This is a genomic window from Thauera sp., from assembly GCF_047601425.1.
In the GTDB taxonomy this organism is placed as follows: Bacteria; Pseudomonadota; Gammaproteobacteria; order Burkholderiales; family Rhodocyclaceae; genus Thauera.
This window is the reverse complement of sequence record NZ_JASGJL010000001.1, coordinates 729,240-755,208: the sequence shown is the minus strand read 5'-3', so window position 1 is coordinate 755,208 and position 25,969 is coordinate 729,240. Positions and strand designations below refer to the sequence as shown.

Here is a 25,969-nt window from a genome sequence, read left to right as displayed (position 1 = left end):
GCGTACTCACATCCATAAACGAGTCCGGCGCCACGGAGTGATCCATGGCGCCGGCCGGTTCCCGTCGATCAGAACGCCCAGCGGACGCGGGCCGACAGGGTGTGGTTGGTGTAGCCCGAACTGCGGCCCTCGCCATCATAGCGCACCGAGTATTCCACCCCGCGCTGGTCCTCCTTGGTCAGGCCCAGCCCGGCGCGATACACCCACGGCGACACCTCCAGCCCCCGCGTCACGAACGACGATCCGCCCCCCGTGAAGAGCGAGGCCGTCTTCGCCTGCTGGTTGATGAAGTCATAGCCCACCCCGGCGTTCCCCAGCAGCTTCACGCTGTCCGTCAGCTGATGCACGAACTTCACGTCACCGAACAGCAGGAACTCCCGGTAGGTATTGCCCGACACCTTCAGGTTCAGCGGCCCGGCGCCCTTCTCCGTGTAGCCTTCCGTGCGCATCCGCGTGTAGTCCACCCGCACCGACGGCGTCACCATCGTCTTGGCGCCCGCCTCCAGCGTATGCCCGATCCCCACACTGCCGTGCCAGGTCAGGCTGTCGAAGTCCGCCTTCGCCGTGCTGCCCATGAAGCCGATGTGCCGGCGGCTCTCGAGCTTGTTCTGCCCGACGTCCAACTGGACGTTGATGTCGGTATTCGGGGCCACGTTGTAGCTGGCGTAGCCGACCACTTCATAGGTGTTGACTTCGACCTTGCTCGGCGCGATGCGCGAGTTGCTCTTCACGTCGCTGTCCGCGTAGGTGAAGGCCAGGCCGGCGCGAACACGGTCGTTCACCGGCGCATCGATCCCGATCACCAGACCGGTCGTGTCGGACTTGAACCCGGACACGCGGCGATGGTTCTCCTGCTTGCCTTCGTTGCCGAACGCCCGCACCCACAGGTACTGGTCGGCCGCGCCGTTGCCCGAGGACAGGCCCTGGTTCGATTCCACCCGCGACTGGATCACCTTGTTCATGCTGTGCAGCGCGTTGGTCATCGCCTGCGGGCCGGCCCCGAGCAGCGACGGCAGCATCTGCGTGACCGCGTTGGCGATCTGCTGTTCGTCCATCGTCCCCAGCTTGTCGAACACCGGTGCCATGCCGGGCGAGACGTCGTCCTCGTTGAGCTGGCGCTGCAATTCGCGCGCCGCGCCGATGCCGGCCGGCGTGACCGGTGCGACAGCGTTGATGATCCCTTCCGGATCCACTTCCGTGATCAGGTCGAGTTCGTTCGCATTGCGCGCAGTCGAGGCCGTGAAGTTGTACAGCGCGCTGTTGTCGGTGACGCGCAGGTCGCCCGGCGTGACGGTGAGCGAACTTGCCGCGATCACGCCTTCGATGACCGTGTTCATGCTGATCGCCGGACGACCCTGCACGTTCACGTTCACTTCCGCGCCCGAGGCCAGCGTCGCCGCGCCGCTGACGTTGAGCTGGCCATAGGTGCCGGGCGTGGCGCCAGCCAGCCACAGGCTGAAGATGCCGTTCGACGCTTGCGTGTAGTCGCCCGTGACCGTCGGCGCGTTCATGCCCACGTTCAGCGTGCCGCCGTTGCCGAAGGCCGCGGACGACGACGCCACATCGTGGTTGAGGTTGAACACCGCCCCGCTGGCAATGCCGATCTGGCCGACGTTCATCGTGCCTTCGCTGCTGAAGGTGCCATTCACATTCACGGCGCCGGTACCCGAAACATCACCGATCACCCGCGCCGTGCCGCCGTTCAGGTTCAGGGTGTTGATGCCGATCATCGCATCACCCTGCAAGGTGCCGCTGTTGTCGACAACGAGGGGATTGGCGGTATTCCTCAAACGCAGCGAATAGTTGCCGCCCGAAACCAGGTTGGTGTTGGTGATGCTGTCGATCTGGCTGCTGGTGCCCAGATAGATGCCGTCGTCCGCAGCGGAGATCGTGCCGCTGTTCATCAGCCCGCCGGTCAGCGTGCTCGACGTCGAAACATGAACACCGTCCCTGCCGGAACTGATCGTGCCGCTGTTGATCAAGCCCCCAGCAAGCGTACTCGTTGACTCAACAAGAATACCGTCATCACCGCCGATGATCGTCCCAGCATTGATCAGACCATCGCTGATCAAACTGGAGGACTCCACACGAATACCGTGATCACCACCGATGATCTTGCCAGTGTTGGTCAGACCGCCGCTAATCAAACTGGCGGACTCCACACGAATACCGTAATCACCACCGATGATCGTCCCAGCATTGATCAGACCACCGCTAATCGAACTAGAGGACTCCACACGGATACCGTCATCACCACCGACGATCGTCCCGCTGTTGGTCAAACCGCCAACAAGTTCGCTCGAATAATAAACGAAAACCCCGGTGGAACCACCGCTGATCAAGCCCGTATTGGTCAAACCGCCGGTGATCATACTGGTATTCCGCACGCCGACACCAGCAGTGGTAGTACCAGCACCAATGATCGTCCCGCCGTTGGTCAGTCCACCGACAATCGTCGCACCACTCGTCAGCACCACACCACCAGCAGCACCACCAGCAGAACCACCACTGATAATCCCGCCGCCGCTGTTGCTCAACCCGCCCGTGATCGTTCCGGATACATAGACTCCGTAGTTACCGCCGGTAATGGTGCCGGTATTGCGGAGCCCATCGTTCAGAACTGAACCACCGTAAACATCAACGCCGTAGCCACTGCCTTGAATCAGGCCGCTATTGCTCAGGCCGCCGCTCAGAGTTGAGCTGCTGTGAATATATACCCCGGTGGCATAGCCAGCAGATGCAATGATCGTACCGCTGTTGGTCAAGCCGCCGTCCACCGTGGCTTTTGCGATATCTATGCCAGCGGCACCACCGCTGCTGCCTCCGCTTCCCACGCTGATCGTGCCCGCATTGCTTATCCCCGAGGTAACCGACGCGGACTCGACCATGATGCCGGCAGCCCCATCGCTGACGGTGATCGTCCCGCTATTGACGATCCGCCCGCTCACAGTCGTGCCCGTACCATACGCCACGATGCCGCCATAGTGATCGCTACTGCCGCCACCGCCGGTGACGACGGAAATGCTGCCGGCGTTGACGATGTCCCCGTTCAGTATGCTGCCATCGAGGTACAGGCCGTAGTGGTCGCCGACGATCTTCCCGGCAGCACTGTTGTAAATGTTGCCGTTGACCGTCGAACCGTCATTGACCAAAACCCCGGCCCCCTCGGAAGAGCCTTCTCCGATCACGGTGCCCGAATTGGTGATGCCGCCAACCACAGCGCTATACAGATGGATGCCGTAACCCACCGTATTGCTCTGGTTGCCCCCACGGATCAGGCCGCTATTGATAACCCCGCCCGATATCGTCGAATTATCCAGTCGGATACCCACGCCGCTCGTAGCACTCGAACCGCCCTGCGCTGCCGCGGAAATCGTGCCCGAATTCGCGACTCCGCCGGACATGGTCGAGCTAAACAGATACACCCCGTAAGCATGTGCCGAACCTTGCGTATTTTCGATCTGACCCTCGTTTATCACGCTGCCGTTAACCGTGGCGTAGGTAAGCAAAAGACCGGAAAAGCGCTCGCTGGACCCCTCGTAGCTGATCCGGCCCTGGTTCCTGATGTTGCCGTTGATCACGGACGACAAGACAGTCACGACATTGTCGTCCGTCGAAGAAACGCTCCCCGTATTGAGCACCTCACCGCCGATCGTCACCCCGGAACCGATACTTATCGCGCTCAAACCCGATTCGATGCGCCCCGTGTTGGTGATGCCACCCGTCACCGTTGTATCGCCAGTTACCGTACTGGACGAAGTGGCACCCACGTTGATCCCAATTCTCGAAACGGAAACACCTCCGGTATTGAGGATATTGGCAACTTGGCCACCGCCCATGGTGATCCCGTGGGTACCCGTGATCGACCCCGAGTTCGCAATCCCGCCGCTCAGGGTCGAGTCTTCCAGCTGGATCCCGTAACCGCCGCCGCCGGTGTCGGCGGCGTTGATCAAGCCCTGGTTGAGTATCGACTGGCCGCTGGCGTTAACCAGGCGGATGCCGCTGTGTACCATTTGATCGCCCGGATTGGACACATCCAGAGTGCCGGAGTTGACGATGCTCCCGAACACGCTGCCGACATTTACGATGGCGTCGAAGATGGCGCCGCCCGCATTGGAGGACGAGCCGGTGTAAGTGATCGAACCGCTGCCGCTGACGCTCAGGCTGCCGTTATCGGGCACCTCGCAGGCGGTCGTGACGGCCGTCGTCACCGATCCGCCGCAGTCCGCCGCCAGCGCCTGCCCCCCAGCCAGCGCCAGCAGCGCACCGGCCACCGCCGTAAGCACTGCCTTCGCCTTGCCGCCATGCTTGCCCTGGCCGCGCGTCGCTTCCGACACCGCCACCAGGCCGCCGAGCCGGCAGCTCCACACCAGACGATAGGTACGATTCATTTGAGTCCCCTGAAATTTTTACGGTACGCACCGAAGCACATTTTCAACCGTCGCATTTTCACAAACCGCACCACATGGGGATATATGATTCGCGAATATGCTGGCGGTTTTACGAAGCCCAGTGCTGTTTTTCAGGGCAATCGCATCGACACTCCCCCTGAACTGATATCCCGTTATCGTTCCCGGACAAGACGCCGCCTACGCCTCCCCCGGCCGCAGGCGCTACAGGTAGGGGGAGTTGTCAGTCATGCAGGACGCGACCGGCCTGTCGCAGTGGCGATGTACCAATATTTTCCGATATATTGGTACATCGAAAGGAGAACGCCATGCGCCGAAATACATCCGTTGCCCTCGGGCAGCACTTCACCAGCTTCATCGATGCCCAAGTCCAGGCCGGACGCTACGGCAGCGCCAGCGATGTCGTCAGGGCCGGTTTGCGACTGCTGGAGGAACACGAAACCAAGCTCAAGACCTTACAAGAAGCGCTGAATGCTGGCCGTCAATCCGGTGAACCTCGCCCGTTCGACAGCGAGGCCTTTTTGAGCCGGATGCACGCCCAGCATGGTTAAGCCCTATCGGCTGTCGCCGCTGGCCGAGGCCGATCTTGAAGAAATCTGGCTCTACACGCTCAGGCACTGGTCGATGGAACAGGCCGACAGCTACCACCGCAACCTGGTTGCGACCTTCGAGGGGCTAGCCGCAGGCACGAAGCAGGGCCGGCCCTCTGTCCTGCCGGATGTCCAGAAATACCCCAGTGGCTCGCATGTCGTGTATTTCCTGGACTACGCCGACCACCTAGACGTCATCCGCATCCTGCACCAGCGGCAGGATGCCGAGCGGCATCTGTAGAAAGCACCTGCCGCAAACACACATCGCGGGCAATGCCCGGCGCGGCCTCGATGCAGCGGGCCGATAACGGACACCGTTGCTGGATGAAAAAGAGCCTCCGAATTCGGAGGCTCTCGCAGATACCGGAACCGCGGTTATCCATAAACGAGTCCGGCGCCACGGAGTGATCCATGGCGCCGGCCGGTTCCCGTCGATCAGAACGCCCAGCGGACGCGGGCCGACAGGGTGTGGTTGGTGTAGCCCGAACTGCGGCCCTCACCATCATAGCGCACCGAGTATTCCACCCCGCGCTGGTCCTCCTTGGTCAGGCCCAGCCCGGCGCGATACACCCACGGCGACACCTCCAGCCCCCGCGTCACGAACGACGATCCGCCCCCCGTGAAGAGCGAGGCCGTCTTCGCCTGCTGGTTGATGAAGTCATAGCCCACCCCGGCGTTCCCCAGCAGCTTCACGCTGTCCGTCAGCTGATGCACGAACTTCACGTCACCGAACAGCAGGAACTCCCGGTAGGTATTGCCCGACACCTTCAGGTTCAGCGGCCCGGCGCCCTTCTCCGTGTAGCCTTCCGTGCGCATCCGCGTGTAGTCCACCCGCACCGACGGCGTCACCATCGTCTTGGCGCCCGCCTCCAGCGTATGCCCGATCCCCACACTGCCGTGCCAGGTCAGGCTGTCGAAGTCCGCCTTCGCCGTGCTGCCCATGAAGCCGATGTGCCGGCGGCTCTCGAGCTTGTTCTGCCCGACGTCCAACTGGACGTTGATGTCGGTATTCGGGGCCACGTTGTAGCTGGCGTAGCCGACCACTTCATAGGTGTCGACTTCGACCTTGCTCGGCGCGATGCGCGAGTTGCTCTTCACGTCGCTGTCCGCGTAGGTGAAGGCCAGGCCGGCGCGAACACGGTCGTTCACCGGCGCATCGATCCCGATCACCAGACCGGTCGTGTCGGACTTGAACCCGGACACGCGGCGATGGTTCTCCTGCTTGCCTTCGTTGCCGAACGCCCGCACCCACAGGTACTGGTCGGCCGCGCCGTTGCCCGAGGACAGGCCCTGGTTCGATTCCACCCGCGACTGGATCACCTTGTTCATGCTGTGCAGCGCGTTGGTCATCGCCTGCGGGCCGGCCCCGAGCAGCGACGGCAGCATCTGCGTGACCGCGTTGGCGATCTGCTGTTCGTCCATCGTCCCCAGCTTGTCGAACACCGGTGCCATGCCGGGCGAGACGTCGTCCTCGTTGAGCTGGCGCTGCAATTCGCGCGCCGCGCCGATGCCGGCCGGCGTGACCGGTGCGACAGCGTTGATGATCCCTTCCGGATCCACTTCCGTGATCAGGTCGAGTTCGTTCGCATTGCGCGCAGTCGAGGCCGTGAAGTTGTACAGCGCGCTGTTGTCGGTGACGCGCAGGTCGCCCGGCGTGACGGTGAGCGAACTTGCCGCGATCACGCCTTCGATGACCGTGTTCATGCTGATCGCCGGACGACCCTGCACGTTCACGTTCACTTCCGCGCCCGAGGCCAGCGTCGCCGCGCCGCTGACGTTGAGCTGGCCATAGGTGCCGGGCGTGGCGCCAGCCAGCCACAGGCTGAAGATGCCGTTCGACGCTTGCGTGTAGTCGCCCGTGACCGTCGGCGCGTTCATGCCCACGTTCAGCGTGCCGCCGTTGCCGAAGGCCGCGGACGACGACGCCACATCGTGGTTGAGGTTGAACACCGCCCCGCTGGCAATGCCGATCTGGCCGACGTTCATCGTGCCTTCGCTGCTGAAGGTGCCATTCACATTCACGGCGCCGGTACCCGAAACATCACCGATCACCCGCGCCGTGCCGCCGTTCAGGTTCAGGGTGTTGATGCCGATCATCGCATCACCCTGCAAGGTGCCGCTGTTGTCGACAACGAGGGGATTGGCGGTATTCCTCAAACGCAGCGAATAGTTGCCGCCCGAAACCAGGTTGGTGTTGGTGATGCTGTCGATCTGGCTGCTGGTGCCCAGATAGATGCCGTCGTCCGCAGCGGAGATCGTGCCGCTGTTCATCAGCCCGCCGGTCAGCGTGCTCGACGTCGAAACATGAACACCGTCCCTGCCGGAACTGATCGTGCCGCTGTTGACCAAGCCCCCAGCAAGCGTACCCGTCAACGCAACAAGAACACCGTCAGCACCGCCGATGATCGTCCCAGCATTGATCAAGCCGCCGGCAAGCCTGCTCCGCGTCCACAGCGCGATACCAACAGCATAAGAACCCGAACCGCCGCTGATGACCTCGCTATTGACGATGCCGCCAGTCAGGGTGCTGGCAGCAATCAAACCGACACCGACGGCGTTGGCTCCAGAACCACCGACAATCGTCCCGCTGTTGGCGATGCCGCCGGACAGTGTGCCGCTAAACACACCAATACCAACGCCATTATTGCCAGCGCTGATCTCTCCGCTGTTAGCGATGCCGTCAAACAATGTGCCGCTGAACACACCAACACCAATGCCATCATTGCCAGTGCTGATCTCTCCGCTGTTAGTGATGCCGCCGAACAATTTGCTGTCATACAGACTGATCCCGACCGCGTTGCCGGAAATAGTTCCGCCGTTGGCATTGGTCAGCCCGCCGGCAAGCGTGCTCGACGTGAACACGCCAAGGCCGTAATTACCGCTGATCACGCCTGTATTGCTCACCCCACCCGTGAGCGTGCTCCCCCACCGCACCTCGACGCCAGTGCCGCTGGGAACGCCGCCGTTGATCGTCCCGTGGTTGGTCAAACCGCCGTCCACCGTGCCACTGGTACGAATAAACACGCCTGCGCCGAAAATACTGGCGTCAATCAAGCCCGTGCTGCTATTGCTTATTCCCGATGCAACCGATGCGCCGTTGATGACCCCGATACCCTGTGCTCTGCTGGCACTGATCGTCCCGCTATTGGCAATCCGCCCACTCACGGTCGTGTCCGCGCCGGATGCCATGATGCCGCCAACGACCGGGCCGGAAGAGTAGGTACCACCAATGACGACGGAAATGCTGCCGGCGTTGACGATGTCGCCGTTGACCGTGCTGTCTTTCAGGTACACGCCGTAGTGGTCGCCGACGATCTTCCCGCTGGCGCTATTGTGGATGCTGCCGTTGACCGTCGCGCTGCCCTGTTCGCCGGCGGCGATAACGGCAATCCCGGCCGCCATGGAAGCCGTTTTTCCGATCACGGTGCCCGAATTGGTAATACCGCCGCTGACCTGCGCAGCGGAGGCCACGCGAATCCCGATCGCCGTAGCGGTTCCCTCTCCGATCACGGTGCCCGAATTGGTGATGCCGTTGACCACCACGACGTTTCCTGCATCGATGCCGTAGCCCTTTTCGTAGCTCTGACTGCCGCCGCGGATCAGACCGCTGTTGCTCACCCCGCCCGATACCGTCGACCCGGCCAGATAGATGCCAAAAGCCCTACGCTGGCTCAATGCCGCAGACCCGCCGACGGCAATCGTCCCTCCGTTTACGATCGAACCGGACATGGACGATTTGAATACCCTCACCCCGAACGCATCCGCCTGGCCTCTTTCATTTTCGATGATGCCGCCGTTGATCAGGTTGCCGTTGAGCGCCAAATTAGTCAGCGATAAAGCAGCCACGAAATTAGCCGTACCGTTGTAGGTAATCCGGCCCTCGTTCCTGACGCCGCCACCGACGGTGATGGTCATATTGGGATTGCTCGTCCCGATTTGGACGGTATGTTCTTTCATATCGTCGCCGGCCGAAACGATGGTTCCCGAATTGAACACCTCCCCACCGACCGTCGTATTACTGATATACGATCCGACATGGACCCCGATGTCGGTCGTCGACTCGATGCGCCCCGTGTTGGTGATGCCGCCCGTCACCGTTGTATCGGCAGTTACCGCGCTGGACGAGGTGACACCCACGTTGATCCCTTGCACCGAGACAGTAATGTCCCCCGTATTCTGGACATTGCCGACCCGGCCACCGCCCATGGTGATCCCGTGGGTACCCGTGATCGACCCCGAGTTCGCAATCCCGCCGCTCAGGGTCGAGTCTTCCAGCTGGATCCCGTAACCGCCGCCGCCGGTGTCGGCGGCGTTGATCAAGCCCTGGTTGAGTATCGACTGGCCGCTGGCGTTAACCAGGCGGATGCCGCTGTGTACCATTTGATCGCCCGGATTGGACACATCCAGAGTGCCGGAGTTGACGATGCTCCCGAACACGCTGCCGACATTTACGATGGCGTCGAAGATGGCGCCGCCCGCATTGGAGGACGAGCCGGTGTAAGTGATCGAACCGCTGCCGCTGACGCTCAGGCTGCCGTTATCGGGCACCTCGCAGGCAGTCGTGACGGCCGTCGTCACCGATCCGCCGCAGTCCGCCGCCAGCGCCTGCCCCCCAGCCAGCGCCAGCAGCGCACCGGCCACCGCCACAAGCACTGCCTTCGCCTTGCCGCCATTCTTGCCCTGGCCGCGCGTCGCTTCCGACACCGCCACCAGGCCGCCGAGCCGGCAGCTCCACACCAGACGATAGGTACGATTCATTTGAGTCCCCTGTTATTCAACAGCGCGATCCCGCGCATCTCTCAAGCCCCGGCATTGGAACAAATGGCTTTGCACGGAGATAGCGGATTAGCGAGCATGATGTTGGGTTTACGAATCCGGTGTCATTTTTCATGAAACCCAGCGCGCTGAATGCCCGCGCGCCGCGGGGCGGGCCATGCAAAAACGGCGCCACGGAAGGCAGGCGAGCGCCCACAGGTGGTGCCGTCAGGTACGCGTCTTCCTCGGTCCCGCTTTGCGCGTCGCCGGCTTTCGCGTGGCTGCCTTTTGCGCGCCAGCCTTCTGCCCTGCCCCTTTGCCGGTGTCGAGCAGATCCAGCCATAGCAGCGCGTCCGCGTAGGACATGAAGTTTTCCAGGTACTGCGGCGCGATGTCGCGCATGCGGATCAGGGCCTGCAGCACGAGGAAATGCGAATTGAGCGGCCCGGCGTTTTCCGGCGCCTGCGCCAGCGCCTGCGAAAGCTGCTGCTCCAGGCTGAGCCGCGACCAGATGCTGCCGAAGTAGTGCATCGACTTAAGTTCGCCACCGGCGGCCCCGGGCGTGGCCTTGGCGGACGGCGCAGCACTGTTCTGGCGGGCGGCATGGGCGAGCAATTCGGCAAGCAGACTCGGTGCAGCCAATTGCGGTTCCGCTCTTGGGGTTTTCTCCCCCCGGCGCGCTCAAAACGCTCCCGGAGCGTGGCCAGCCGTCGCACCAGCTTGCGCATCACCGCCACGCGCGCCGCACCTTGCAGGCTTTCACGCCGCCGCCACATCGCTTCGATGACGCAAAAGCCCACCGGATCGAAGCTTGCTGCGCCTCTGCCGCGCATGGCATCGATGAGCGCGACCACGTCTGCTTCCGATTCAGCCGCCCCGGAGAACAGGGATTCAGCCATTGCCTGCAGCCGCCTTCCCGGCCGGCTTCTGCGGCGACCTCGGCACCGGCGCAATCTCCACCCGCCGGTTGCGCGAACGGCCGTCGGCGTCGTCGTTCGAGGCCACCGGCTGCTCCGAACCGAATGCCGCGGCGAACACCGATGCGGACGGCACGCCCTCCTCGATCAGCACCCGCGTCACCGTCAGCGCGCGCTGCGCCGACAGATCCCAGTTGTCGGCGAAGCGGCGGTTGCTGTCGAGCACCGGCCGGTCGTCGGTGAAGCCGCTGACCATCAGCATTTCCTCGTGCGCACCGAGATAGGCCGTCAAGGGCGCCGCCAGGCTTTGAAGCAGTTGATGGCCTTCGGCCTGCAGTTCGGCCGAGTTGTGGGCGAACAGCACGCTGCCGCTGATGCCGATGCGCCCGCCCTCCAGCGTCACCCGCCCTGCGGCCAGCGGCACTGCGAGGGCCTTTTCCAGCGCCTCGCGGCGCTGCTCCTCGATCTGGCGCTTCTGCACCTCGGCTTCCAGCGTGGTGGCGAGTTCGAGCTGCACACCGAGCACACCGACCAGGATCAGCACGAAGGCACCCAGCAGCCCTGACATCAGGTCGCCGAACACGCCCCAGGCCGGTGCGGAATCCTCGATGCCGCCGTGGATATCCTCCATGCTCACACCTCGGCGGCGCGACCGGGCTGAGGCTGCAGGCCCTCGACCATGCGCTGCTGCGACATCAGGCTGAGGTCGATGATCTCGCGTGCCTGCGCCACGTAGTAGGCGAGCTGCTCATCACTGCGTGCCATCGATTTTTCCAGCGCGCCTTCGATGCGCTGCAGGCTCGCCATCAGCCTGTCGTTCGATTCGCTGAACAGCTGCACCGCCAGGCCAAAGGCTTCGGCCAGGCTCGCCACCTCGACCGCACCACCGGCAAGCTGGCCGGCGGTGTCGGTGAGCCGCGTGGATTCGGCCTCGATGCGCTCGCTGAAGCCGGCGCTGGCGCGCTCCAGCGCCGACGCCGACGAGGCGACCAGGGCGTCGATCGCCTGGCGCTGTTCGGTCGATGCGTGGTTGATCGCATCCAGCAGGCCGCCCAGGGTTTCCATGATGCGGCTGCGCTCGGCCAGCGACGCGTTGTCGCGCGCGATGCTGGCCGACAGCTCGTGGCGCAGCTCGCCGACCACTTCGGCCGCGGCGCGGGGCGCTTCGGCAGCGGTCTGCAGCAGGCCGCCGACCTGCTCGATGGTGCGGGCCGCCTGTTCGTGGGTGGCGCTGGCCAGGCTGCGCGCGGTTTCGTCCAGGCGGACGAGGACTTCCTCCTGCCGGCGGCCGGCCTGCTCGCCCGCCAACCCCCAGGCTTCACGCAGCGACGCAGCCATCGCATCCAGCGCCTGTGCCTGGGCCGCCTGCCGGGCGGCATCCTGCGCGGCGAGGTCGGCCTGCAGCGCGGACAGCCGCGTCTCCACCTGCTCGACCAGCGCGGCGGAACGCTGCGCGAAAGTGTCGGCGAAGGCACGCAGGGCCAATTGAAGCTCGTCCGTCGCGGTCCTGCTGCCCTGCGCATGGCTCGCCAGCGCTTCAGCCCAGGCTTCGGCCACCTGGCCGGCGCTGGCTTCGAAACGTGTTGCCAGGCCGTCGAAACGGGTTTCCAGCGCACCGGCCACCTGCGTGTGCAGTTCGGTGGTCTGGCGTGCGATGCCTGCGGCGGTCGCCGCGAGATCGTCGCGCAGGCTGGCATGCGCGTCACCGACCGTCGCCAGCAGGCTTGCCGCGCGGCGCTCGAAATCCCCGTTCCAGCTGGCGAGCGATTCCTCCAGCTTGCGCCCCAGCGCCGCGCTGCCGGCCTCATGGCGGGCCAGCGCGGTCGTCCAGGTATCGGCCACGCTGGCCGTGGCGGCATCCAGGCGCTGCGACACGCCGTCGAGCTGGGCCTGCACGCCATCGGCGACCTGCTGCTGCAGCGCGGCCGTCTCGCGCGCGATGCCGGCCATGGTCTCGGCCACCACCGGCTGGATGGTCTGTCCCGCCAGGCGCGCGCTTTCGCTCAGGCTGTCCTTCAGCGAGGCATCGACCGATGCGGCCAGCGCCGCATAGGCGCCGCGCGCCTCGTCGTGGAAGCGCTGCTGCCCGCCGGTCAGATGTTCGTTCAAGTCCCTACCCTGACGCTCCATCTGCGCCATCATCGTCTGCAGGGTATCGACCAGCGCCGGCAGCAGCCGCGCCTGCTCCTTCATGGCGACGAAGGCCTCCTGCCGCAGCTGCGCCAGCGAAGCGCCGCGCAGTTCGCCGGCGATGCGGCCGTCCAGCAGCTGCGAGGCCCGCAGGCGCTCGCGGCGGCACAGCGCCGACATCAGGCCCAGCATGGCCGACGCCGCCACCCCCGCCACCGAAGTGCCGAAGGCCACGCCCAGCCCCTTCACCGGCGCCGCCAGCGAGGAGCGGATGGTCTGCAGGTCGGTGGTGGTCTCGAGCGCGATCACCGCGCCGTCCAGCGTCATCACCATGCCGAGGAAGGTGCCCAGCATGCCCAGCAGCACCAGCATGCCCACCAGATAAGGCGTCAGCGCCGGCCCGGGCAGGCCGATACGTTCGCCGTCGATGCGCAAGCGCACCGCGTTCTGCAGCGAAGCAGGCAGGCCGGACAGCCAGCGGCTGCAGGCGGCGGCATCCATCGCCCCGCCTGCGGCAGCCGGAGCCGGGATGGCATCCAGCGCGCGGCGCAGCGACGACGTGGCGCGCTCGAAACGGAACAGCTCGACCACGCCGACCAGATACACCACGCCGATCAGGGCGGTCATGCCCAGGGCCAGCGGGCTGCGGCCGACGTAGCCCATGCCCACCCACAGCACCACGGCCAGCCCCAGCAGGCCGGCCACCACACTCATGCTTCTGTTCATTCGCGTTCCGTCGATTCCGTATCCAGTGCCGCCACCAGCCCGGCCACCGGCATCAGCCGCAGGTCCAGTTCGGCCAGCAGCACCTGCTGCATCTCCGCGCAAAAGCGCGCCAGCCATCCGCCCGGCTGCAGCCAGCCGGCGGCATCGCCGTCCGCCGCACCACCATGGGCCTCGAACAGGCGTGCGAAGCGCCCGCCCAGCAGCACCGGCACCTGGGCCAGCAGACCGGCTTCGCGCGCTGCCAGGGCCTGCTCCATCACCGCGTCCAGCGCCGCAAGCTGCTTCAGCGCGGCGGACTGCCGCCCCAGTTCGGCACGCATCCGCGCGCGCAGCGGCCCGACGACAGCCGCCAGCCTGCGCTGCTGCGTCATGTAATGGCGATGAAGCGGCGCGAAATCCGGCTCGGCGGGATTGGCCACAGCGTCAGCCGCGGCATGCGCCAAGGCATCGGGCACGGATGGCAGCCCCGCCGCCGAATCCGCCGCAAGACTCGTCCCGCTCGCCGGTGCGGCGTCCACAGCCGCGATGGACTGCGCCAGATCGCCGCGCACGCGGGCCAGCTCTTCGCGCATGGCCACGGCAGCAGGCGGAGCAGCCTTTGCGGAGCGTCCCTCCGGCGCACCTGCCGCAGTCGAATTCAGCGCCGCGTACAGCGCCAGCGCCTCCTTGAAGTCGAGCCATGCCCCCAGGCGCTCGGCAAACGATTGCCGAGGCTCCGCAGCATCCGCCACCGCCAGTTCAGCCAGCGTCCGCACCAGCCCTGCACTGTTGAACCGCGTACGCGGCAAGCCCTGCGTCATCCCCCGACCCGGCGCCCGATGGGCGAAAAAGGGCGAAGGCTACACCAAAGCGGCACGCTGGGGAGCAGCCGCGTCGGCACCCACAACCATGCCGGAAGCCCGAAACCCGCGTGGCTACTTGCGCCCGGCCGGATCGAAAATTCGCCAGCGGCCCAAGGCTCCGGCCGGCAAAGCGCCCAGTGCGGCCCCCAGCGACACCACCAGGATGCCGAGCACGGTCAGGGCACCCAGCGCCTCGTCCAGGATCAGGAAACCGCCGACCGCCGAGAAGGCCGGGACCAGCGCCAGCATCATCGAGGCCTGGCAGGCGCCGATTTTCTGGTTGGCGTAGCTGTACATGCCGGCCGCCAGCATCGCGGCGACGAGGCCCTGATAGACCGCCTGCAGGCCGATCTCGCCCCAGCCTGCCTGGGCGATGCGGCCCGGCAGCCAGAGGAAATACACCGGCATGTAGGACAGCATCGAGAAAGTCGCGATGCCGAGGATGCCCAGTTGAGGCCGGATCTGCCAGCGGCGCATCAGCAGCCCGAAGATGGCCCAGCACAGCGCGGCAGCAAGAAAGAGCAAGTCGCCGACCCACTCGTCGGCAGCCGCCGGCGAGAACAGGCTCTGGAAGCCGATCAGCACCAGCCCGGCGGTCGACAGGACCAGTGCCAGCACGGTCTGGCGCGCAATGTGGAAGCCTGCCGCGACGGCGACGATGGCCACGGTCCAGAACGGAATGCCGCCATTGACGAACACGCCGGCGTGCGCGCTCGGCGCGAAGGCGAAACCCGAATAGACCAGAATCCCGTAGCCCAGGCCGCCGAACAGCGCCAGGGCCATGTAGCGCGGCCACTCGCGTGGCGGCACCAGGCGGACGAAGAACGGCAGCGCCAGCACCCCGGACACGCCGTAGCGCAGCGCCGCAAGATCGAAAGGCGTGAAGCTCGCGGTGCTGCCGAAGCGCGACACGATGTTGAAGCCGGACCAGCAGATGACCACGACCAGCGCGGCCAGCAAGCCCTTGGCCGTATCGGAAAGCCCCATGTGGTGATTGCCGCTCAAGTGGACCTCATTTCCATGTTTTTTTATTGGGCCGCCCCTGCGCAGCGGCCCGGCAGTGTGACACGCATCGCCCCGATGCACCGAAGGCGGCACTCAAGGCAGGATGAAGCGGCTCTTCTCCCGGCTCGCCGTGCCGGCATCATGCACCGCTGCGGTATGGAATTCGATCGGCCTCGCCCCCGCGGGCGCCGCTTCGGCGGGAGACGACACGACGAGCGGCACGGTGTGGATGCTGCCCGGCCCGACGGTGAATTCGCTGCCGCCTTCGATCTTCAGGTCCGGCAGGCCGACGACCTCGACCCTGAAGGTGCGCACGGCCTCTTCCATGTTGATCAGCTTCAGCGTGTAGTCGTTTTCGATGCGGCCTTCGGCGGTCTCGCGCGACAGCAGGCCGCGGTCGCGGAGCACGTTGACCCGCAGCGTCGAACGCTGGCTCAGGGTCCATACGCTGAGCACCGAGAACAGCAGCAGCAAGCCGGCGTAAACGAGCACCCGCGGCCCCGGCCCCCGTCGCCCCTTCCCCTCGCCGGCCCGCTTCGGCGCGCCGGCGAGTTCGTTCTCGGAGGCAAGGCGGATCAGCCCGCGCGGCGCGCCGAGCTTGTCCATCACCTGGTTGCAGCCGTTGACACACAGGCCGCAGTTGATGCACTGGTATTGCAGGCCGTCGCGGATGTCGATGCCGGTCGGGCAGACCTGCACGCAGATGCCGCAGTCGATGCAGTCGCCTGTACTGCCCGCGTGCCGCAGCGCCCCGCGCGGCTCGCCGCGGCGATGCTCATAGCCCACGCTGGCCGTTGCGCCATCGATCATCACGCCCTGGAAACGGGAATACGGGCACATGTGCTGGCATACCGCCTCGCGCGCCAGCCCGGCCTGCACATAGGTGAAGGACGCGTAGAAGATCAGCCAGAAGCTTTCCCACGGACCGGTCTGCAGCGCCGCGACCGACGGCAGCAGCTCGCGGATCGGCGTGAAATAGCCGACGAAGGTGATCGCGGTCCAGATTGCCACCAGCGCCCAGATGCCGTGCTTGACCGCCTTGGTTGCCAGCTTGCGCGCCGACATCGGGCTCCGGTCCAGCTTCAGGCGCGCCAGGTGGTCGCCTTCGACCCTGGCCTCGATCCAGACGAAGATCGAGGTATACACCGTCTGCGGACAGGCAAAGCCGCAGAACAGCCGCCCGGCCAGGGCGGTGACGAAGAACAGCGCGGTCGCCGCCAGGATCAGCATGAAGGCCAGCAGCAGCGCGTCCTGCGGCCACAGCACCAGACCGAAGAGATAGAGCTTTTCATGCACGATGTCGAACAGGATCGCCTGCCTGACCCCTTCGCCCGTATCCCAGCGCAGCCAACAGCCGCCATAGAAGATGATCTGGGTCAGCCACACCATGATCCAGCGCGCGGTGTTGAAGCGCCCCGCGACAGCCTTGGCATGGATCGTGCCCTTGCTGCGGTAAAGCTCAAGCCTGGCTTCGCGCACCTTGCTGACGGCCTTGCTCATCGGTGAACTCCGGTTCTTGCGATGAGCGCAGTACATCACTCGGCCGGCAACCGGAACAGATTCAGACGATGCGATTTCCGATAGGAACAGATCAGTCGAGCTGCTGCCCGATCAGCGTACCGAGCGTGCGCAAGGCCTGATCCTGCCGGGCCCCGGGGGGATGGCCGAAGTTCAGCCGCAGGTAATTGCCGAACGCGCGCATCGCCGAAAAGATCGGCCCGGGGGCGATGCTGATGCCGCACGCCAGTGCCTGCTGATGCAGGCGCAGGGTATCGACCTGCGGCGGCAGCTCCAGCCACAGGAAATAGCCGCCGTCGGGGCGTGCCAGCCGGATGCCGGGCGGAAAGTGCCGCTCGATGCCCGCCACCAGCACCGCCTCCTGCTCCGCCAGATGGCGGCGCAAGTTGCGCAGATGGGCGTCGAAACCGCCGCGCTTCATGTAGCCCGCCAAGGCGATCTGCAGCGGCACCGCCGTCGCCAAGCTGGTGGAGAACTTCTGCCGCTGCACTTCCCTGGCGTAGCGTCCGGCCGCCACCCAGCCCACCCGGTAGCCCGGCGCGAGGCACTTCGAGAACGAGGACACGTGCAGCACCAGGCCGTCCGCATCCAGCGCCTTGGTCGCGGCCGGCGCATCACGGCCGAAATACAGTTCGGCATAGACGTCGTCCTCGATCAGCGGCACCTGGTGCCTGCGCAGCAGCTCGACCAGTTTCCCCTTGTTTTCGTCCGATACCCGGCTGCCGGTGGGATTGGAGAAATTGAGCATGAACAGGCAGGCCTTGACCGGATGGCGGCGCAGCGCATCGGCCAGCGCGTCCAGGCTCACGCCCTCGCGCGGATGGCTCGGAATCTCCACCACCTTCAGCCCCAGCCGCTCGCTGGCCTGCAGCCCGGCATAGAAGGTGGGCGACTCCACCGCGATCAGGTCCCCCGGCCGGGTCAGGGCCTGCAGGCACAGGTTGATGCCTTCCAGCGCGCCCGAGGTGACGATGATCTCCTGCGGCGACACCGCGGCACCCCGGGCGAGGTAGCGCAAGGCAATCTGCCGCCGCAGTTCCTCGTTGCCCGGCGGCAGGTCGGTCACCGTCGACAGCGGCGCCAGCTTGCGCCCCGCTCCGGCGAGAAAGCGCCCCAGCTTGTCCAGCGGATACAGCTCCGGGCCTGGAAAGCTGGAGCCGAGCGGCACGATCGCTGGATCGCGCACGCTGTCGAGGATCTGGAAGATGAAGTCGCTGACCCGCAGCGCCGTCGCCCCGCCGGCCGGATGGCTCATGGCCGGTTCGGGCAGCTTGCGGCCGAGTTGCGCGCGGACGAAGTAGCCCGACTTCGGCCGTGCCTCGATCAGCCCCCGGCTTTCGAGCAGCTGGTAGGCCTGCATGACGGTGATCGGACTGACTTCATGACTGCGGCAGGCCTGCCTCACCGACGGCAGGCGCTCGCCGGGACGCAGCACGCCGCCGGCGATCAGCCTTGCGGTGCTGTCGGCAATGTCCTGATAGAGCGTCATGCGCAGATGCTAGCCGCCGGACTGGTAGCGGTCGAGGTAGCTCTCCAGCGCCGCCAGCGGCAGCGGACGGCTGAACAGATAGCCCTGGTAGGCGTCGCAGCCCTGCCTCGCCAGGCATTCGCGCTGGGCCTCGGTCTCCACCCCTTCGGCCAGCACCTGCAGCCCGAGGCTTTCTGCAAGGACGACGACCATCCGGGCAATGGCGGCATCGTTGGTATCGTCGAGAATGTCCCGCACGAAGCTCTTGTCGATCTTCAACTGGTCCAGCGGCAAACGCTTGAGATAGGCCAGCGACGAATAGCCCGTGCCGAAATCGTCGAGCGAGAAGCGTACGCCCCTGGCCTTCAGCACATCCATCCGCGCGATCACGTTTTCCACGTCGGTCAGCAGCATGCTTTCGGTCAGCTCGATCTTCAGCAGCGAGGGCCGCACGCCGCTGCGGTCCAGGATCGCGATCAGCTCATCGACGAAGTGCTCGTGCCGGAACTGGCGTGCGCTGACATTGACCGCGATCGCGATGCCCGCCCGCGAAGGCTCCGACGCCCAGCGCGCAAGCTGCGCACAGGCCTCTTCCAGCACCCACCGGCCCAGCGGCACGATGAGTCCGTTTTCCTCGGCCAGGGCGATGAACTCGGCCGGCGGCACGATGCCGCGCTCGGGATGATGCCAGCGCACCAGCGCCTCGACGGCGACGACGACGCCCTCGGCCAGTACCTGCGGCTGGTAATGCAGCACGAACTGCTGCTGCTCGAGCGCCATCCACAGCCCCGCATCGAGCTCGGCACGGCGGCTGGCCTCGATCTGCATCTGCGGATCGAAGAAACGGACGGCGTTGCGCCCCGACAGCTTGGCCTGGTACATCGCCAGATCGGCGCGCCGCAGCGGCTCCTCGATGTTTTCCTGCGGATCGTCGCCGAACAGGGTCACGCCGATGCTCGCCGACCCGCGGTATTCGGTGCTGCCGAGCGGAAACGGCCTGCACAATGCCTGCAGCACCTTGCTGGCGACCGCCTCTGCCTCTCGCGCAGCCCCGGCGTGCCCACCCGCCAGGCCTTCCAGCATGATCACGAACTCGTCGCCCCCCAGGCGCGCGACGCTGTCGTCCTTGCGCACGCAGGCCAGCAGGATTTCGGCGACCTGCTGCAGCAGGTGGTCGCCCTCGTGGTGACCATTGATGTCATTGACGGTCTTGAAGTTGTCGAGATCGATGAACAGCAGGGCCCCCCAGCCCTTGTGGTAGGCGCAGGTGCGCAGCGCCGTTTCCAGCCGCTCGATCAGGAGCCGGCGGTTGGGCAGGCCTGTGAGCGGATCGAAGAAGGCCAGCCGCTTGACCTGGGCCTCCGACATCTTGCGCGCGGTGATGTCCCGCGCCGAGTGGAACACCACCGGCTGGCCGTCCAGTTCGAGCGGAAAGGCAGTGATCTCGACCGGGACGATCTCGCCATCCGCTCGCCGATGCAGCGTCTCGAAAGCGAAGATCCGGCCCGCGGCATGTATCCGCCTGAGCGTCTCCACGGCCTGCTTGCCCGCCTCCGATGCCTCCCATCTGGCCATGTTCATGCCGATGACCGCCTGCCGCGGATAGCCCAGCATGCGGCAGAAGGCGTCGCTGGCCTCGATCACGTTGCCGTCGAGATCGGTGATGTGGATGCCGTCGCTGGCATTCTGCAGCAGGATGCGGCTGCGCTCGTTGGCGAGCTGGTTGGCGCTCACCAGGCGCCAGAGCAGCCAGGCCCCCAGCGTGGTGACGAGCAGGAAGAGCACCGACTGCTCGCCCGCCTTGCGCACCTCGATCCACCATGGGGCTAGGTAATCCTCCTTGCCGTGGCCGACGATCACGAAGGCAGGCAGCAGGGAGAGGCGGCGAAATGCGTTGATGCGCTCGACCCCGTCCGCCGTGCTGCGGCTGAAGAAGGACTGCGCTTCGCTGCCCGAGGCGAGGATGCCGATCAGCTCGGGGGAGCCGCCAATCGCACCCGTCTGTGCCGCCGCCAGGGGCGACGGCGGGAAACGGGCGATGAGCTTCGTGTCCATGTCCCGCATCAGCGCGATTCCGCGCTGGCCGAGCTTGAGCCCGGACAGCAGGCGCTCGAAGTGCCGGGCATACACGATGGCCAGGGTCACGCCCGCGAAGCTGCCATCCGGCTGGTTGTAGCGCCGCGCAAAGACCATCGCCCACGCGCCGGGCACCGTCTTCCCGGGCAGCAGCTTGCTGACGATCAGGCCGCGATCGGGCTGTTCGCGGTGTTCTTCGAAAAAGGACATGCCTGTGCAGCTAGCGCAGGGGGGCGAGGCGACCTCCGAATCCGGCATGACCCGGCCATCCCTGTCGATGACGCGCAGTTCGGCGATCTCACCCAGCCAGCGCCGCTGCAGCGAAATCTTCGCCATCGTGTCGTTTGCGTTCAGCGGCACGCCGTGCCGCAGATCTCGCTCGAGATGCTCCCCGATCAGCTGCAGCGTGAGGTCGATCTCCCTCACGGACGAGGTGACGTTCTGGTCGATCAGCAGAGCCAGGTTCTCGACGGAGGTGCGAACCTCGGCCTCCTTGCTTGCCTTCGACCCCTCCAGCGCATGCAGCAGCACCATGCCCACGAACAGGTTCAACACCACGACTGTAGCAATCAAGGCCAGCAGGAGGGTGTTCTTGCTCTGATGCATGGGTCCTCGGAAATGAACGGGCCGCCGCAATGCTAACCGCTTTTCGGCGGAAGAGATTCTTCATGCATATTCTGCCTTCCGCCGGCAAAAAACACACGGCCGGCGCGCCAGCAGCGGCCAGTACCCCGGCCTGGGTCAGAGAGCTGTCGCCGGTATGTATAATTCCCGGTTTTCCAGATTCAGCCGGAGCCTTGCATGGAAGCCGAACGCCAGAACGCCATCGCCGAGAAACTCGCCGACCTCGCCGCCCGGGGTCGCGAACTACGGAGGTATCTTTGACTACGATGTGAAAGCATCGAAGCTCGAAGAAGTCAATCGCGCGCTGGAAGACCCGGCCGTCTGGAACAACGCCAAACGCGCGCAGGAACTGGGCAAGGAAAAACGCGCGCTCGAGGACGTGGTGCTGACGCTGCAGCACATCGATGCCCAGTCGCGCGACCTGAAGGATCTGTACGATCTCGCCGAAGCCGAGGACGACGACGACACCTTCGAAGCGGTCGAGGCCGACCTCGGCGGGCTGGCGGCGGAAATCGAGAAGCTCGAATTCCGCCGCATGTTCAATAACCCGATGGACCCGAACAACTGCTTCATCGAAATCCAGGCCGGCGCCGGCGGCACCGAGGCGCAGGACTGGGCGGGCATGCTCGAGCGCATGTACCTGCGCTACGCCGAGAAGAACGGCTTCAGCGTCGAGCTGATGGAAGAGACCGAAGGCGAAGTCGCCGGCATCAAGAACTGCACGATCAAGGTCAGCGGCGACTACGCCTACGGCTACCTGCGCACCGAAACCGGCATCCACCGCCTGGTGCGCAAGTCGCCGTTCGACTCCAACGCCCGCCGCCACACCAGCTTCACCTCGGTGTTCGTATTCCCGGAAGTTGACGATTCGATCGAGATCGAGATCAACCCGGCCGACCTGCGCATCGACACCTACCGCGCCTCCGGCGCCGGCGGCCAGCACATCAACAAGACCGACTCCGCGGTGCGGATCACGCACGAGCCGACCGGCATCGTCGTGCAGTGCCAGAACGACCGTTCGCAGCACAAGAACAAGGCCGAGGCGATGTCGATGCTGAAGGCGCGGCTGTACGAGGCCGAACTGCGCAAGCGCCAGTCCGAGCAGCAGAAGCTGGAAGACAGCAAGAGCGACATCGGCTGGGGCCACCAGATCCGCAGCTACGTGCTCGACCAGTCGCGCATCAAGGATCTGCGCACCAACTATGAAGTGGGCAACACCCAGGCGGTGCTCGACGGCGACCTGGCGGACTTCATCGCGGCGAGCCTGAAGCAGGGCGTTTGATCCCCGGCTGCGCTCACCAGGAGAGGGGCGAGGTATTCGTTCCACCGGCTGCGGAACTCGCCCTGCGGGCTCGGACAGTCCTCGCCGGTTCCACGAACACCCCGCCCCTCTCCTACCCAGTTCTGCACCAGAGCCACCCGGTCTGACATCTCATAAATGACCGATCCCTTCCTGTCCGATTTCCTCGCCCCAGGCGTCGATGCCGGCGAAGTGCCCGAGCTGGCGGCGCTGGCCTCGGCGCGGCCGCTGCTCGACGCCTTCATCACGCTGTTCCGCGGCACCGAAGCCGAAGTCCTGATGCGCCTGCTGGTGCTACGCGAGATCGGCCAGGAAGCCGAAGTGCCGCGCTGGTCGCCCGACGCGCTGCGCGCGCGCTTCGCCTATCTCGACCCGGTGAAGCTCGAAACGGTGCTGAAGCGCCTGCGCGACAACGCCCTGCTGAGCATCGGCGAGGACGGCCAGTACGCGCTGTCGGACATCGGCCGCAACGCGGTGGCGGCCATCGCCATGCTGCTGCGCTTCGGCGACGACGAGGACGCCGAACTCGGCTTCCTCACCGCCCAACTCGCCGGCCTGCAGGCGGTGGGCGGCGTCACCGCCGAATCGCTCGGCCACCTGCTGTCCAAGCTCACCGACCTCACCTGGCACTTCGAGGAGGCGATCGCCTCCGGTTCCGAATTCCGCATCCTCGACGCCCGCCGCCGCTTGTCGGCCAACGGCCGCTGGTTGGAGCGCGGCACCGACGTCCTCAACAAGCTGCTGGCCGAGCCCGATGCCGATTTCGAGCTCGCCCGCATCGCCCAGCGCATCGGCCTGGCGCAGTCGAAGCTCGCCCGCGTGGATGCGTCCTTCCAGCGCGCGCTGAACAAGATCGAAGCCCAGCGCGTGACGCTGGGCGGCTCGGGCATCTCCTCGTCGGACGTCGCCGCCTGGCTGCGCCGGCTGGACGGCAGCACGCTGGCCGGCCTCGCCAGCGGCGGCATTGCCGCCGTACCCGAACTGCCGCTGCTGGCTGGCGGGCACGAACTGCTGGACCGTGCCGAAAGCGCGCTCGGCGGCGAGGCTGCACAGGACGCGGCCGATACCACACTGCCACCGCCTGATGCCGCGCAAGTTGACGCCGCGCCCGAGACTGAAGACCTGGCGATGCTGGAGCACTTCACCCATCGCCTCGACGCCCTGTCCGGCGCGCAGCCGCTGCATCAGGTCGTCGCCGGCGGCGGCTTCGCACCGGCCAGCTACCGCCTGTCGCTGCTCGCACTGCTGGCCGACGGCGAACACGCCAGCCCGGTCGACGGACCGGTCGGCGCCTTCATGCGCCTGCCGCTGGACGTCCGTTTCGGCGACGAACTGACCACGGTCGGCGAAGACGAGATCGCGGCCATCAACAGCGGCGAAGTCAGCCCGCGCCTGCCGCACGCCCCTGCTTCGCCAGCCCACTCCTGAACGGTGCGCCCATGGAACACGAACTGAAGACGCTCACCGCCCGCCTGCTCGCCCAGCGCTGGCTGCCGCGCAGCGACCGCATGGTGCGGCGCGCGCTGGTCGATGAGAGCTTTCGTCTCGAACTCGACCGCCGCCTGGCCGACGTCGGCCTGCAGCTGCTCGACAACCCCTACGCCGCCCACGTCGGCGTCGCGCTGCAGGCCGACATGGCCGAGCCGGTGTTCGGCGCCGGCCGCGAATACGCCGCCAGCAACCTGGGCCTGACCCGCGACGAAATCGCGCTGCTAGTGGTGATCTGGTCGCTGATCGTCCTGCCCAAGCGCGAGCGCCAGGTCACCCGGCGCGAACTCGTCGACGACGGCCAGGCCGACCTGTTCGGCGGCGAGAAGCCGGTCGCCCACGGCGAGGCCGTCTCCGGCAGCCTGACCGAAAGCTCGCTGCTGGCCGACTTCGGCCCCCGCCTCGGCGGCAAGACGCGCATGGCGATCGCGCTCGGCAAGCTGAGCCGCCTGGGCTTCATCGAGCGCCGCGCCGGCATCATCGGCGAAGGGCCGCTGCTCGACGTCGCGCTCGACTACCGCGTGATGGCCGACCGCATCATCCACGGCACGCTGGGTGAAGTGCTGGCCGCAATCGGCCGCCACCTGCCGGGCGCGGAAGCGGCCGACGATGACGAGACAGCCGCCGACGACGAAGCCGTCACTACCGGCTGAAACCTGGACGGCTGATCAAACCTATTCTCCCTGTTCCGCTTCAGCGGCCGCCGGCCGCATGCAGGTAGGCAAGCAGCTCGGCCATCAGGCCGTTGATCGCGGCGTATTTGCTTTCATCCGCAGCCAGGATCTCGGCTTCGGATTGCACCCAGGCTGCAGGCTGCAGCTCGTCCCGGCAATGCTCGACGATCTGCCGCGCCGACTCGGGCGTGGTCTCCAGATGGAACTGCAGCCCGATCACCGCCTTGCCGAACTGGAACGCCTGGTTGCCGCAAGCCGCGCTGCGCGCGAGGCGGGCAGCACCATCCGGCAGGCTGAAGGTCTCCCCATGCCAGTGGAAGACCTCTACCGTTGACGGAAAGCGGAACAGCGTCAGGTCGCCCTGCGCCACCGCCTCGACCGGAAACCAGCCGATCTCGCGCTCGCGGTTGGCGAATACCCGCCCACCCAGCGCGCAGGCGATCAGTTGAGCCCCCAGGCACACACCCAGCACCGGCCGGCCGAGACGGATGATGTCGGCGATGAAGCGCTTTTCCGCCACCAGCCACGGCAGCTCGGCCTCGTCGTTGACGCTCATCGGCCCGCCCATCACCACCAGCAGATCGACCGACTCGGGTTCCGGCAGCAGCGCATCCTTCTCGAAGAAACGGGTAGTGCCGATGTCGTAGCCGGCGTTTTCCAGCCAGGGGCCGATGCTGCCCGGCCCCTCGAAAGCGACGTGCTGCAGGATGTGTGCGTACATGGATCGGGAGTCCGTTCTTCTCATCCAGGAGTTGGGGAAACGCGGAACTGGAACGCCGCGTCGTCATGCCAGCAATCCAGCAAAATGCGTTCCACCCGTTGCTGCCACAATTGGCCGAAGCGGCGGCGCTCTTCATCGTTCGCCTCGCCATGCAGGCATTTCCCCATCAGCGCCGACGTCTCGGCCTCGGCCGGCACCTGCGACAGATCCGACGCGGCATCGACGAAGGCACCGGTATCGATGCGCGTCAGCCGCAAACCGAGCGGCGCGTCGGCCTCGAAACGCTGCAGCCCACGGCGCACGAAACGGCCGGCGATGCCCTTGAAACCACCCTGCTGCGTGGCACCAGTGATCAGCGTCAGCACGCTGGCGACGACGCCGATCACGCCCTGCTCCAGCGGCTCGGCGAAATCGACGCGGACGCCGCCGCGTTCGGGCAAGCCATCCGGGTAAAGCAGGCTCATCGAACGGCAGGCCAGCACATAGGCCGACGCCACCGTCGGGCAGGAATGCCCGGCCAGTTTCACGGCATCCTCGTAGCCGTAGTCGAGCACGCCACCTTCGGCGGCACCGAGGAAATCGGCCAAGGGGTCATGCACACGAATGCGCGGCACGCGCTGGAAGAATTCGGGAAAGCTCATCGGATCTGCCTCGGTATAGCGATGCACGGGCGCCCAGTGTTGCGGAGCCGGCCATGCACGGCATTGATGCAGCTCATTTCGCGCC

General features: G+C 65.8%; 16 protein-coding genes and 1 pseudogene. 5 read left to right on the top strand and 12 right to left on the bottom strand.

Annotated elements, in window-relative coordinates:
* Positions 1 to 68: 68 nt before the first annotated feature.
* Positions 69 to 4,391: an autotransporter domain-containing protein gene (locus QM748_RS03695; protein ID WP_415245702.1), complete on the bottom strand. Its 4,323-nt coding sequence runs from the start codon at positions 4,389 to 4,391 to the stop codon at positions 69 to 71.
* A gap of 326 nt (positions 4,392 to 4,717) precedes the next feature.
* Between QM748_RS03695 and QM748_RS03690 the strand changes: the two genes are divergently transcribed.
* Both QM748_RS03690 and QM748_RS03685 read left to right on the top strand, forming a co-directional pair.
* Positions 4,718 to 4,960: a type II toxin-antitoxin system ParD family antitoxin gene (locus QM748_RS03690; protein WP_415245701.1), complete on the top strand. Its 243-nt coding sequence runs from the start codon at positions 4,718 to 4,720 to the stop codon at positions 4,958 to 4,960.
* The gene (locus QM748_RS03685; protein ID WP_415245700.1) at positions 4,953 to 5,240 is read left to right on the top strand and encodes a type II toxin-antitoxin system RelE/ParE family toxin; all 288 of its coding nucleotides are present in this window, start codon (positions 4,953 to 4,955) and stop codon (positions 5,238 to 5,240) included. Before QM748_RS03690 ends, QM748_RS03685 begins: the two co-directional genes overlap by 8 nt.
* 194 nt (positions 5,241 to 5,434) lie before the next feature.
* Here QM748_RS03685 and QM748_RS03680 read toward each other — a convergent pair whose 3' ends face one another.
* From QM748_RS03680 to QM748_RS03640, 9 genes and pseudogenes are all read right to left on the bottom strand, one after another.
* The gene (locus QM748_RS03680) at positions 5,435 to 9,757 is read right to left on the bottom strand and encodes an autotransporter domain-containing protein (RefSeq protein ID WP_415245699.1); all 4,323 of its coding nucleotides are present in this window, start codon (positions 9,755 to 9,757) and stop codon (positions 5,435 to 5,437) included.
* A gap of 225 nt (positions 9,758 to 9,982) precedes the next feature.
* Positions 9,983 to 10,587 (bottom strand): annotated as a pseudogene (locus QM748_RS03675) (DUF2894 domain-containing protein).
* A 58-nt stretch (positions 10,588 to 10,645) separates the two neighbouring features.
* Positions 10,646 to 11,302, bottom strand: coding sequence for an OmpA family protein (locus QM748_RS03670; RefSeq protein WP_415245698.1), 657 nt, complete (start codon positions 11,300 to 11,302; stop codon positions 10,646 to 10,648).
* Between the two features lie 2 nt (positions 11,303 to 11,304).
* Entirely contained in the window at positions 11,305 to 13,527 is a 2,223-nt protein-coding gene (locus tag QM748_RS03665) for a DUF802 domain-containing protein (RefSeq protein WP_415245697.1), read from the bottom strand.
* Complete coding sequence (locus QM748_RS03660) at positions 13,524 to 14,327, bottom strand: DUF3348 family protein (RefSeq protein WP_415245696.1); 804 nt, start codon at positions 14,325 to 14,327, stop codon at positions 13,524 to 13,526. The genes QM748_RS03665 and QM748_RS03660 overlap by 4 nt, the downstream gene beginning before the upstream one ends.
* Before the next feature lie 114 nt (positions 14,328 to 14,441).
* On the bottom strand, positions 14,442 to 15,356 hold the full coding sequence (locus QM748_RS03655) for a DMT family transporter (protein WP_415248011.1): 915 nt from the start codon (positions 15,354 to 15,356) through the stop codon (positions 14,442 to 14,444).
* 111 nt (positions 15,357 to 15,467) lie between these two features.
* Positions 15,468 to 16,874, bottom strand: a complete 1,407-nt coding sequence (ccoG, locus tag QM748_RS03650) for a cytochrome c oxidase accessory protein CcoG (RefSeq protein ID WP_415245695.1) — start codon at positions 16,872 to 16,874, stop codon at positions 15,468 to 15,470.
* A gap of 91 nt (positions 16,875 to 16,965) precedes the next feature.
* Positions 16,966 to 18,381: a PLP-dependent aminotransferase family protein gene (locus QM748_RS03645; protein WP_415245694.1), complete on the bottom strand. Its 1,416-nt coding sequence runs from the start codon at positions 18,379 to 18,381 to the stop codon at positions 16,966 to 16,968.
* Between the two features lie 9 nt (positions 18,382 to 18,390).
* Positions 18,391 to 21,042 (bottom strand): EAL domain-containing protein, encoded by a 2,652-nt coding sequence (locus QM748_RS03640; protein WP_415245693.1) that lies wholly within the window; start codon positions 21,040 to 21,042, stop codon positions 18,391 to 18,393.
* Between the two features lie 195 nt (positions 21,043 to 21,237).
* Here QM748_RS03640 and prfB point away from each other — a divergent pair.
* From prfB to QM748_RS03625, 3 genes are all read left to right on the top strand, one after another.
* Positions 21,238 to 22,342 (top strand): peptide chain release factor 2 gene (gene prfB / locus QM748_RS03635; protein ID WP_415245692.1). Its coding sequence is split into 2 segments (ribosomal slippage): positions 21,238 to 21,318 and positions 21,320 to 22,342, totalling 1,104 coding nucleotides; the frame shifts between segments, so codons are not numbered across the junction.
* Positions 22,343 to 22,498: 156 nt separating this feature from the next.
* Entirely contained in the window at positions 22,499 to 23,788 is a 1,290-nt protein-coding gene (locus QM748_RS03630) for a hypothetical protein (RefSeq protein ID WP_415245691.1), read from the top strand.
* An 11-nt stretch (positions 23,789 to 23,799) separates the two neighbouring features.
* Positions 23,800 to 24,501 carry a hypothetical protein gene (locus QM748_RS03625; RefSeq protein WP_415245690.1) on the top strand — a complete coding sequence of 234 codons (702 nt, stop codon included), beginning with the start codon at positions 23,800 to 23,802 and terminating at the stop codon, positions 24,499 to 24,501.
* A 40-nt stretch (positions 24,502 to 24,541) separates the two neighbouring features.
* On the opposite strand, the gene QM748_RS03620 is transcribed toward QM748_RS03625, so the two are convergent.
* Both QM748_RS03620 and QM748_RS03615 read right to left on the bottom strand, forming a co-directional pair.
* A complete protein-coding gene (locus tag QM748_RS03620; RefSeq protein WP_415245689.1) occupies positions 24,542 to 25,243 on the bottom strand; it encodes a type 1 glutamine amidotransferase in 702 nt (233 codons plus the stop codon).
* Between the two features lie 20 nt (positions 25,244 to 25,263).
* A complete protein-coding gene (locus QM748_RS03615; RefSeq protein WP_415245688.1) occupies positions 25,264 to 25,884 on the bottom strand; it encodes a hypothetical protein in 621 nt (206 codons plus the stop codon).
* Positions 25,885 to 25,969 lie beyond the last annotated feature (85 nt).

What these genes read in the sequence shown, in the direction of transcription:
- QM748_RS03680 (WP_415245699.1), bottom strand. Translation starts at nt 9,757, where the DNA reads ATGAATCGTACCTATCGTCTGGTGTGGAGCTGCCGGCTCGGCGGCCTG.
- QM748_RS03685 (WP_415245700.1), top strand. Translation starts at nt 4,953, where the DNA reads ATGGTTAAGCCCTATCGGCTGTCGCCGCTGGCCGAGGCCGATCTTGAA.
- QM748_RS03690 (WP_415245701.1), top strand. Translation starts at nt 4,718, where the DNA reads ATGCGCCGAAATACATCCGTTGCCCTCGGGCAGCACTTCACCAGCTTC.
- QM748_RS03625 (WP_415245690.1), top strand. Translation starts at nt 23,800, where the DNA reads ATGGAACACGAACTGAAGACGCTCACCGCCCGCCTGCTCGCCCAGCGC.
- QM748_RS03615 (WP_415245688.1), bottom strand. Translation starts at nt 25,884, where the DNA reads ATGAGCTTTCCCGAATTCTTCCAGCGCGTGCCGCGCATTCGTGTGCAT.
- QM748_RS03630 (WP_415245691.1), top strand. Translation starts at nt 22,499, where the DNA reads ATGACCGATCCCTTCCTGTCCGATTTCCTCGCCCCAGGCGTCGATGCC.
- QM748_RS03620 (WP_415245689.1), bottom strand. Translation starts at nt 25,243, where the DNA reads ATGTACGCACACATCCTGCAGCACGTCGCTTTCGAGGGGCCGGGCAGC.
- QM748_RS03660 (WP_415245696.1), bottom strand. Translation starts at nt 14,327, where the DNA reads ATGACGCAGGGCTTGCCGCGTACGCGGTTCAACAGTGCAGGGCTGGTG.
- ccoG (WP_415245695.1), bottom strand. Translation starts at nt 16,874, where the DNA reads ATGAGCAAGGCCGTCAGCAAGGTGCGCGAAGCCAGGCTTGAGCTTTAC.
- QM748_RS03655 (WP_415248011.1), bottom strand. Translation starts at nt 15,356, where the DNA reads ATGGGGCTTTCCGATACGGCCAAGGGCTTGCTGGCCGCGCTGGTCGTG.
- QM748_RS03695 (WP_415245702.1), bottom strand. Translation starts at nt 4,391, where the DNA reads ATGAATCGTACCTATCGTCTGGTGTGGAGCTGCCGGCTCGGCGGCCTG.
- QM748_RS03645 (WP_415245694.1), bottom strand. Translation starts at nt 18,381, where the DNA reads ATGACGCTCTATCAGGACATTGCCGACAGCACCGCAAGGCTGATCGCC.
- QM748_RS03640 (WP_415245693.1), bottom strand. Translation starts at nt 21,042, where the DNA reads ATGCATCAGAGCAAGAACACCCTCCTGCTGGCCTTGATTGCTACAGTC.
- QM748_RS03665 (WP_415245697.1), bottom strand. Translation starts at nt 13,527, where the DNA reads ATGAACAGAAGCATGAGTGTGGTGGCCGGCCTGCTGGGGCTGGCCGTG.
- QM748_RS03670 (WP_415245698.1), bottom strand. Translation starts at nt 11,302, where the DNA reads ATGGAGGATATCCACGGCGGCATCGAGGATTCCGCACCGGCCTGGGGC.